10 protein-coding genes and 1 tRNA gene are annotated in these 9,291 nt (G+C 36.0%); 6 read left to right on the forward strand and 5 right to left on the reverse strand.

The genetic code is table 11. The annotated features are described in order from the left end of the window. Positions 1-43 precede the first annotated feature (43 nt). A complete protein-coding gene (locus AMDU4_RS06460) occupies positions 44-1,273 on the forward strand; it encodes a dihydroorotase (protein WP_021787177.1) in 1,230 nt (409 codons plus the stop codon). Here AMDU4_RS06460 and AMDU4_RS06465 read toward each other — a convergent pair whose 3' ends face one another. Further along, complete coding sequence (locus tag AMDU4_RS06465) at positions 1,274-1,945, reverse strand: phosphoglycolate phosphatase (RefSeq protein ID WP_290704397.1); 672 nt, start codon at positions 1,943-1,945, stop codon at positions 1,274-1,276. It abuts the gene before it with no gap. A 40-nt stretch (positions 1,946-1,985) separates the two neighbouring features. Here AMDU4_RS06465 and AMDU4_RS06470 point away from each other — a divergent pair, with 40 nt between their 5' ends. After that, complete coding sequence (locus AMDU4_RS06470; RefSeq protein ID WP_021787179.1) at positions 1,986-2,282, forward strand: ribonuclease P protein component 4; 297 nt, start codon at positions 1,986-1,988, stop codon at positions 2,280-2,282. On the opposite strand, the gene AMDU4_RS06475 is transcribed toward AMDU4_RS06470, so the two are convergent. Both AMDU4_RS06475 and AMDU4_RS06480 read right to left on the reverse strand, forming a co-directional pair. After that, the gene (locus tag AMDU4_RS06475; protein WP_021787180.1) at positions 2,279-2,503 is read right to left on the reverse strand and encodes a hypothetical protein; all 225 of its coding nucleotides are present in this window, start codon (positions 2,501-2,503) and stop codon (positions 2,279-2,281) included. The genes AMDU4_RS06470 and AMDU4_RS06475 overlap by 4 nt on opposite strands. A gap of 25 nt (positions 2,504-2,528) precedes the next feature. Further along, entirely contained in the window at positions 2,529-5,264 is a 2,736-nt protein-coding gene (locus AMDU4_RS06480; RefSeq protein WP_021787181.1) for an MMPL family transporter, read from the reverse strand. A 105-nt stretch (positions 5,265-5,369) separates the two neighbouring features. Here AMDU4_RS06480 and AMDU4_RS06485 point away from each other — a divergent pair, with 105 nt between their 5' ends. From AMDU4_RS06485 to tnpA, 3 genes are all read left to right on the forward strand, one after another. Continuing rightward, positions 5,370-6,281: an endonuclease V gene (locus tag AMDU4_RS06485; RefSeq protein ID WP_021787182.1), complete on the forward strand. Its 912-nt coding sequence runs from the start codon at positions 5,370-5,372 to the stop codon at positions 6,279-6,281. Continuing rightward, a tRNA-Leu gene (locus AMDU4_RS06490) sits at positions 6,263-6,347 on the forward strand. The genes AMDU4_RS06485 and AMDU4_RS06490 overlap by 19 nt, the downstream gene beginning before the upstream one ends. 239 nt (positions 6,348-6,586) lie before the next feature. Next, positions 6,587-6,865 (forward strand): IS200/IS605 family transposase, encoded by a 279-nt coding sequence (gene tnpA / locus AMDU4_RS06495; protein WP_290704415.1) that lies wholly within the window; start codon positions 6,587-6,589, stop codon positions 6,863-6,865. 277 nt (positions 6,866-7,142) lie between these two features. Here the strand turns inward: tnpA and AMDU4_RS06500 are convergent, their stop codons facing one another. Continuing rightward, positions 7,143-7,562, reverse strand: a complete 420-nt coding sequence (locus AMDU4_RS06500) for a hypothetical protein (RefSeq protein WP_290704400.1) — start codon at positions 7,560-7,562, stop codon at positions 7,143-7,145. 229 nt (positions 7,563-7,791) lie between these two features. Beyond that, on the reverse strand, positions 7,792-8,937 hold the full coding sequence (locus tag AMDU4_RS06505; RefSeq protein ID WP_021788516.1) for an IS256 family transposase: 1,146 nt from the start codon (positions 8,935-8,937) through the stop codon (positions 7,792-7,794). A 201-nt stretch (positions 8,938-9,138) separates the two neighbouring features. Between AMDU4_RS06505 and AMDU4_RS06510 the strand changes: the two genes are divergently transcribed. Further along, a partial coding sequence (locus AMDU4_RS06510) for a DUF3834 domain-containing protein (protein ID WP_290704418.1) occupies positions 9,139-9,291 on the forward strand: 153 nt, incomplete at its 3' end.

Here is a 9,291-nt window from a genome sequence, read left to right on the forward strand (position 1 = left end):
CTTAAAATGGCAATGTATTTTAATTTCCCAATTATACCATTATATGTATGACAGGGTATTCTCAGGAAAATTCTTCTTCCACGGTTCTTTTCAGGATCTGGATATAGGTGTCGAAAACGGAATTATAACAGGAATAAAAAAGCACATTAATGAAGAGAAGAAAATACTCAAGAATGGCATTATTCCTGCGGGAACAGACACACATGTCCACTTCAGGGATCCGGGAGAAACAGATAAGGAAGATTTTTCCACCGGCACTATTTCAGCCATATTCGGTGGTACAACCACGGTATTTGATATGCCAAATAACAGAAGAAAAATAGACAATTATGCGGCGTACAGCGACAAACTGGAAATAGTAAGGAGAAAGGCATTCTGTGATTTTGGACTGTATTCTATGTTTACGGGGCATAATGCCAACATAATCAACAAAGAATCTTCTGGCATAAAAATTTTCATGGGAGAAACAACAAATGCGAGAGCGCTGGTAGATTTTGATGAAGAGGGTATACAATCCATTAACAAAATGAGAATCCCTGTAGTTTTTCATGCTGAAGATGGTACGTGCCTGAAGAATCATGAAGGAATTGCCAAAAATTTGAAGGAATATTCAGATGCAAGACCGATGGATTGTGAGGAAATTGCAATTAAAAGGGCTGGAGAAATGGGATTCAAGAATGGCGTTATAACACACATAACACACGGAGTAGATACTCCCTACATAAAAGAGGTAACTCCGCACCATATACTGCTTAATTATGATATGCCCCTTGGTCCATACGGTAAAGTAAATCCGCCCCTCCGGTCTAGAGAAACTCAGCAAGATCTCCTTGACGGGTTGATTGCCGGAAAATTTAGTATTGTTTCTTCCGATCATGCACCTCACGTTCAGAATGATAAGAGAGATTTTGAATATTCAAAGGCAGGTATAATAGGTGTTGAAACTAGAATCCCGCTTATGATGGCACTTGTACAGAAAAAACTGCTGTCTTTTGATACATTCTATAAAACATGTATATTGAATCCGGCTCAACTGTTTAGTCTCAGAAAGGGAGAAATAAAAGTAGGCAATTATGCCGATTTCATGTCTGTGGATTTCTCATCCATGGAAAGAATCAACGATTACAGGCTGCATTCCAAAAATCCAGGATCTCCATTCAACGGTTTTGATGCTATTTTTCCTTCAGATGTCATAATGCGCGGTGAAACTGTTATCGAGGGGAGAGAGCTCATAGGAGATAGAATGGGAAAATACATAAGACAGTTAAAATAACTATATTATATGGAATTTAACCATTATATCATTTATTTCATTTCCGTAGGATTCTGATGACACATATTCGCTCATGGATTTTATTGTTTCTGTAGCGTTATAGGGACATGCCTTTTTCACAGGCAGGCTAAACATTGAATTGTCATTATCAGAATCACCTACAACCAGGATATCATCCCAGTTTAGCTCAAACTGTTTTTTTATAATGTCTAAGGCGTATCCCTTATTCTGGCCAGGATTCATTATATGCCATGTGAATTTGCTGTTTACAATTTCCAGGTTCCATTTTTCAGCCTCAGCAGATACAAAACCCTCATCCTCTGGATTCATGGAAAATGCTGCAGAAGTTTCACGCCACTGGTTTGTAAAATATGATTTGACAGAGGATTTACCGGATATATACTCAAGAAACTGGAAAGGTTTTGATTTTTCGAAGAATTTCTCTATTTTCCCATTATAATACATTATTCCGCCGTTTTCCCCAAATACAGGAGCGTTGATTCCAAGAAAGGTCTTTAACCCGTACATTACGGGAATCACATTTCCGCTTACCAGTGAAATTTGCAGGCCATTTTCTATGCCCAGCCTTACACTCTTAATTGCCTCTGGTGATATAATACGATTTTGATCGGTAATAGTTCCATCCACATCCAGCACCATAAATTTAATCATGGAGGGCAATATTTATAATATTAATAAAGATTTATAGAAGATGAAGGACCAGGCTCTTATAAAGATATCAAGAGAAAGAATAGATACATTGTTTAATGAAGCAAAGAACACTGAAAATATAAATCTGGCCAGAAGATATATCCGGTTAATGGAAAAAATTGGAATGAGAATGAATATCACCATAGACAGAACCATAAAACGTTCTTACTGCAAGAATTGCAAGGCACCATACAAGGAGATCAGAATCTCATTGAAAAATAAAATGATAGTGGTACATTGCCCCTATTGCGGTGATATAAGGAGAATACCCTTTAAGAAACAGAAAAATAATTTTTAATCAAGCGTTTCCAGTTCAAAGTAAACGTTAAAGCCCTGAAGTGTTGCCTGTATTTTGTCTGCAAACCATATGGCGTCATCTGCCGTGGCTGAATCGGGCCAATCATAAACCATGTCCTGTTCCCCCTTTATAAGGGAAAATCCAAGAGACCTTAATCTACCCACTACTTCACTGGGCTTTGTACCCTCACTGTTAAATATCACCTTAAGGAATGTCTTCATATTACCGTAGTCCCGCAATGTATAATTATTTTTCCGTGCGGGATTCTTTTACGATTTTGGACGGCCACCAGTTATACCGGTCCATTACAGTCATTATTGCAGGGACGAAGAACATCCAGCTTACAAAGGTATCTATCAGGACACCAAGTGCAAGTCCTACACCAATCTCCTCTATTATACCTAATCCGCTGAAGTATAAGGCACCAAATGTGGCAAATAATAGAGATCCCAGAGTTATTATTACTCCTCCATTTTCTATAATGGAATTTTTTACTGCTTCACTGGTATTCATTCCTTTTGTGATATTTTCCTGAACCTTTGTAATCATAAAGATATCATAATCCAGACCTACAGCCAGCAATGTGATAAATACAAAGAGTGGAAGGAATATAATAACAGGCAGGTGAAGAATGTAATAGAATATCACATAGGTAATAGAGAGCGCCAGCATGACAGCAGCCATAACCATAAGTATTAGCCTTACTGGAGTAAGGGCGGAAGCAAGCTGGATAAGGAGAATTATGAATATTGTAATGCCAAGAAGTGGTACCATGTTGTCAAAGGAGTGGGATGTGAATGAATATGCATTGTTGAGATATTCCGTGGTTCCACCAACATATGCTTTATAGTCGCCTGAACCCCCACCGGCACTGTTCACTATTGATGGCATGCTATTGACAAAATTTGCTGAGGGATTGCTCCATGCAACGTTGGAGAGGTACACTACAATTTCAACCGATTTGTGGTTGTGCCCTATGTAAGTCGCTGTCTGGTTTATATACTGGTTACTGTACTCTGGTGATGATATGAGGTTTGTATAATTTACCTTCTTTTCATATGGGTAACCCGGTCCAGATATGCTATGCACATAGGGTGAAGATGCCAGTTTATCCTCTATTGCCAGCGTCTGATTATACTCCGTACTATTGAAATGAATGCTCCCCGTTGTTGAATTGACTAACATAATAGGTGAAGTAAAGTTTACCATAACATATGCAGGATCAAAAAGGTCATAATGCAGGGAACTGTTAATTACACTTGTTGCCTGGACACCACTGCTTGCGGGAATCAATCCAAAAATATCCATGTTAGTTGGAGTTGTTGAATATATAAATAATGCTCCCAGTGTTACTATAACCAATATTACTATGACCTTTTTCCTGTTGTTTAAGACTACATGGGCAACTTTTTCCATTGATTTTTCAAATGGGAGTTTCTGATTCTTTTCAATTTTAGTTGGCCAGTAAGCTTTTTCCTGCCACTGTGCAAGTATTGCGATCAGAAATGTGTTTGCAATAATTATTGTAACCACGGCAGCTATTGCATTTGTAAGTCCCGCATCGCTGAATATGGGTATATTGGAAATCCATAATATGATATAAGAAAGTGCAACAGTGGTGCCTGATGTGAATACTGCATGTCCAGCCCATTTGGATGAGTCTTCTACTGCATTGGGATTTTTATTCTTTAACTCCCTGCGGAAACGGGCCAGTATGTATACGGAATAATCGGAAGCTATACCAAGAATCAGTATAAGCAGCAAAGTTGGAGTGATAAAAGATATAGTTGTATGGAAGATGTACTTATAAAGTAACCCGTTTATTCCTGCTCCTATGACAGATGAAAATATAAACATAAGGAATGGGAGGAAGGCAGATACGGGTGACCTGAAGAATATACCAACAATGAATATTGAAACTATTATGCCTATCATCAATGCAATAATCATGCCATGCAGAGATTCGTTGGCGAGTTGGTTATTTGAAACTGAAGCACCGGCAAGATAATATGAACTGTTTGCTATTTTTGAACTGTAGCTCTTCTCCATTGAAATAATATGTGCCTGCTGAGACTTGCTAATACTGCCCTTGTATGAAAATATCATTAACAAAGTCGAATTTCCATGGTTCATTAAGGAGGAGGAGCCGTAACTTGAAGGCAGTACCGGATATTTATTGTAAGTTGTATTATAGATTATTCCACTAACGAAGGATGTGTAGTTTTTTCCAGAGTTGTTGTAAAGTGAATACAGATAATTCTGAAAATATGGTGTATTGATCTTTATGAGGGGATTGGCAAGTGGTTTTGCATTATTTATGAAATATATCTGACTGCTGTTTACGAGGCTTACTGTATAATTTTCTATTGCCGATGAATTATTCGGGGTTTTAATTGTGTTGTTTACGTAATTAACAAAATTTGAAAGTTCAGCGGGATTTGTGAGCTCAAGTTCGTACAGTAAAGGTTGAAAAGTTTTATTGGTGCTGAGTGTTTTAATTTGTTTACTAGCATTATAACCTTTATCTTTCAGCATCAATGTATATTCAATCATTCCTTTGGTTCCGTTTTCCAGTTTATAAGTACTACTGGAATATCCCGTTAAAGTCTTATTCTCTACAGTAAAAATGCTAGTCGTGCTAGAATAGCTTATGTTGATGCTTTTTAGGTATGAATCCATAGAATGCTGGAAGTTAATCATTTCCCTGCTTATTGTCAAATTATTTATTGATGTGTTATTTGAAACTATAATTATGGAAGGATCGGATGAATTGCCGTGAAACTGGGATGTTAATATATCATTTGCCTTGCTTGACTGTGAATTCTTTGTAACTAAGGAATTAGTAAGATTATATGATGTGTCACTAAATATAAGTGTGGCCGGATATGCCATGAGCAAAAACAATATTATCCAGAATACTAATACCTTCTTCTTGTTTCTCCTGACATATTTGCCAACTTTGAAGAAGAACGATTCGAACATCGGCTTGTTATTAAATCCTGAAATATAAAGTTAATGAGTGAATAATTCCTATAATGAAATAATATTGCTTCAATAATAATTTATACCTATTAGATATGATTATCAATGAATTATACGCATTTAAATCTTTATGATTATTTCTATAATCTTGTAAAGCAGATTCCTGAAGGCTGCATAACAACCTATGGAGAACTTGCAAGAGCACTTGGGGACATAAGGGCGGCGAGGGCAGTAGGCTACATGCTTTCAATAAACCAGGATCCGGATAAAATACCGTGTTACAAGGTTGTGCACACAGATAGGAGAATGGGAAAGTATGCCCTCGGTATGGATGAAAAGGAAAAACGGCTAAGGAAAGATGGTATCAGGATATCCAATGGGATTGTTGAAAATTTCAGGGAACGATTTTTCTCAGATTTCAAGACGGATTATCCTTTGAAAAAATTGCAGGATGAACAGGAAAACATAGCAAGCATGGCTAATTTTAGAGACGGGATAGATGAGGATAATTTTTCCGCAATAGATGTTTCCTATGATGGGCGTAGGGGATATGGTGCCCTCATATCATATAACAGAGGAGAATACAGCATAATAAATATTGAAATGGAAGTTGACTTTCCTTACATACCGGGATATCTAGGATATCGGGAAACCCCTTTTGTCGAAAAACTTGCTGATGGAGTGGACGGTGTACTATTGATTGATGCAAATGGATTATTGCATCCAAGAAAATGTGGGCTGGCAACATTTGCTGGAGTTGTAATGGATAGAGCAACAATAGGTGTGGCCAAATCTTTGCTAATGGGAAAGTTGGATGATAATGGTTACATAATTTACAACAATGAGAAACTTGGATATGCAATTAACAGGCATACAATAGTAAGCCCGGGAAACAAGATAAGCCTAGAGTCAAGTATAAGAAAGATAAAGTTATTAGGAAAAGGTAAATATCCTTACATATTGAAACAGGCCCATAATGAGACTGTGGCCATGAGGAAGCGGAGATTGCCGAGCTAGGACAAAGGCGATGGATTCAGGGTCCATTTTCGCAGGGATTCGTGGGTTCAAATCCCACTCTCCGCACTTTTTAGTTTGCATTAAATTGAATGATTTCATATGTCTTCTGACTCTGTTCCGCCCTGAATGTACGTTCTTCCTTTGAGGCATTGTGTTATGTGAAAATTGATCATTTTCGGCGAAGTAAAATTGATCCATACCATTTATGGGCGGGATGAAAGCAAGCCAATTTTCTCATATACAATGACTGCACATATTGATATGCCAAAAGGGTACACCGGTTCAAATACTCCGGACTAAGGGATATAATAAAGGATACTGCAAGGAAATATGGGCGGGGGATCATCGCTCTTGAAACCATGCCTGTCCATGTTCATCTATTTATAAAAACAGATCCTGCAGTAGCACTCGATAACATAATTGCAAGGATAAAGGGCAAAAGATCAAGAATGTTGAGAAACGAATTCCCTGCACTCAAAAGCAGACTGCCTGCATTGTGGACACGGAACTATTTTGTTTCCACATGCGGTCACGCATCTTTAGAGACGGTAAAGAAAAATGTAGAGGAACAGAAATCAAGATGATAAAGACATATAAATTTATCCGGTATATAAAGTAAATTATTTCAGGGCAGCCTATTTTTATCTTGCCATTTTTTTCTAATGTAATCAATATACCTGTCAATACCATCTATGAACATTATAAATCCTATTATACCTAATATAATATTTAAGTGAAATGCTATAAAAGTGAACATATGCTCATATATGTTTACAATCAAAACATAGGAAATAAAAATTAATAAAAATAGTTTATTCGAAATTTTTCTTTTTTTAATAGGTTTTGATAAATTTATCATAATTATCCTCCTGCAACTCCATAATTCCAACATGCTGTTATTTTCATTGCTGTATCTGATCCATGGTAATTATTTACGGTTTTGGATCCTTCAGTAGGCATCATCTTGCCACCCCCCTCTATTCCACCACATATTAGTGACCAACCATTATTATTTGATGCGTGCCAGCAACTTGTGGGCAGGTATAAAGCAGGTATAAATCCGAACAGAAATACAATACGGGGGCCGTTCCATGTTATGAAAAATGTATTAGTTTTAGCAATTGCCTGAGAACATGCTGTCCATGTACCTGTGGACATTGAGCTGTGCCAAGTATGGCTGGCCTTCCCTGAACCCGTAACGTAATAATGATATGTCCCTCCCGGCCCGTAAATTATTTTACCATTTTTAGAACTTATTTTAATATAAGATGATGAGTTCATACCATTTTTATTGGTATTATATATATAATACATATTATTTTTATAAATAATTGATCCTGATACATTTTTATCAAATTTGTTTGTATGCACATAGAAATTAGCTTTAACTTCAGTGGAATTTATTTTTGTGGTGTTTTCATGAACTTCAATACCATTATATCCTATTGTTTTACTTAATTTAGATAATGTAATATATTTACTGTAAATTCAAATGACCCTTTCATTATCCTTAATCAACCTCCATATTTATGTATTTCCTTAATGACCATTCCTCATTGATATCAATTGCTATTGAAACAACCAATCTCATTAATGAATCATTGTTTGGAAATGCTGCAATCTTCCTTGTCCTTCTTTTTAATTCCCTGTTCAACCTTTCTGTTACATTGTTTGTATGTATTTTCCTGTAATGCTGTTCAGGGAATGATATATATGAATACAATGAATCATACCAGCCATAGAACATGTCAATGGCTTTATCAAGATGCATTTCCTCCATTCTATCTATGGCTACCTTAAACAATGATTCATCAATTAGAGCCTCTGAAACTATTCTTGATATGGATTTCCACTGGTCTTTTCCCATTGTTTTCCTTAAATTCTTTAGGAAATGGAAATGGCAGTACTGCCATAATGAACCAGGAAATGATTCCTTAACAGATTTCATTATTCCCTTATGGCCATCTGATATTACCAGTTTAACTCCAGATAATCCCCTTTCCTGTAATTTATAAAAGAAGTTATTCCAGTCTATTTCATCCTCTGAATTGTATATGTCCATGGATAATATCTGCCTTATGCCTTTACTGTTTACGCCTATTGATATGTACAGTGCCATTGATTTGTATTTTCCATTCTCCCTGATTTTGAAGTATGATGCATCTATGTATAGGTATATTATTTTATCATCTATTCTTGTTTCTAAGAATTCTTTTACCTTAATATCTAGCTCCTTGTTCAATGATGATACATATCCAGGTGATACCTTAACACCAAGTTTGTTTATTACATTATTAATAGACCTTGTGGAAACACCATTAATGTATGATTCAACTATTACTGATTCTAATGCCTTTTCAACAGTGGAGTATTTGTCAAATACTGATGTTGTGAATGAACCTGATCTAATATCCGGCTTATCAAGAATTAATTCTCCATCCACTGTATTCAACTTCCTCTTCTTATAGCCATTCCTGTAACCCTTTCTTTCATTATTCCTCTCGTATTTATCAGCCTTTAACTGTTCAATGGCCTCCTCATCCATTACATTGTTTAAGAACCATGTAATCAACTCTTTCTTTCCTTCTTTTCTATCTTCAACGAAAAGCTTTATTAATTCTTCTATACTTATTAATTGACTCTTTGCTTGTGTCATTTTTATCACTTTAATTTTGACATTGCAAAGAGTCATTTTAAATTTACAGTAAAACAATTACATTATCTTTTTCATATATATTATTACATTATAAAAATAATTACGATAAAGAAAATATGAAAACAATTTTCTATAATATTTATTTCATACATAATGCTTATGTTCACATTACTTTAATAAATGAGTTTGCAATGATGGTCTATGAAAGTTATAGCAGCACCTGGACCAGTTTGCTACCCACTGGTAGCGGCAATGATGGAAAGAAATGACATAGATATAGAGTTCAAAAAATCCTCTGACATTGGAGAACAGAAGCCAGACATTGTTCTGGATTCCACTGTATCCCTTGTGAAG

It is taken from the genome of Ferroplasma sp. Type II (assembly GCF_000496155.1).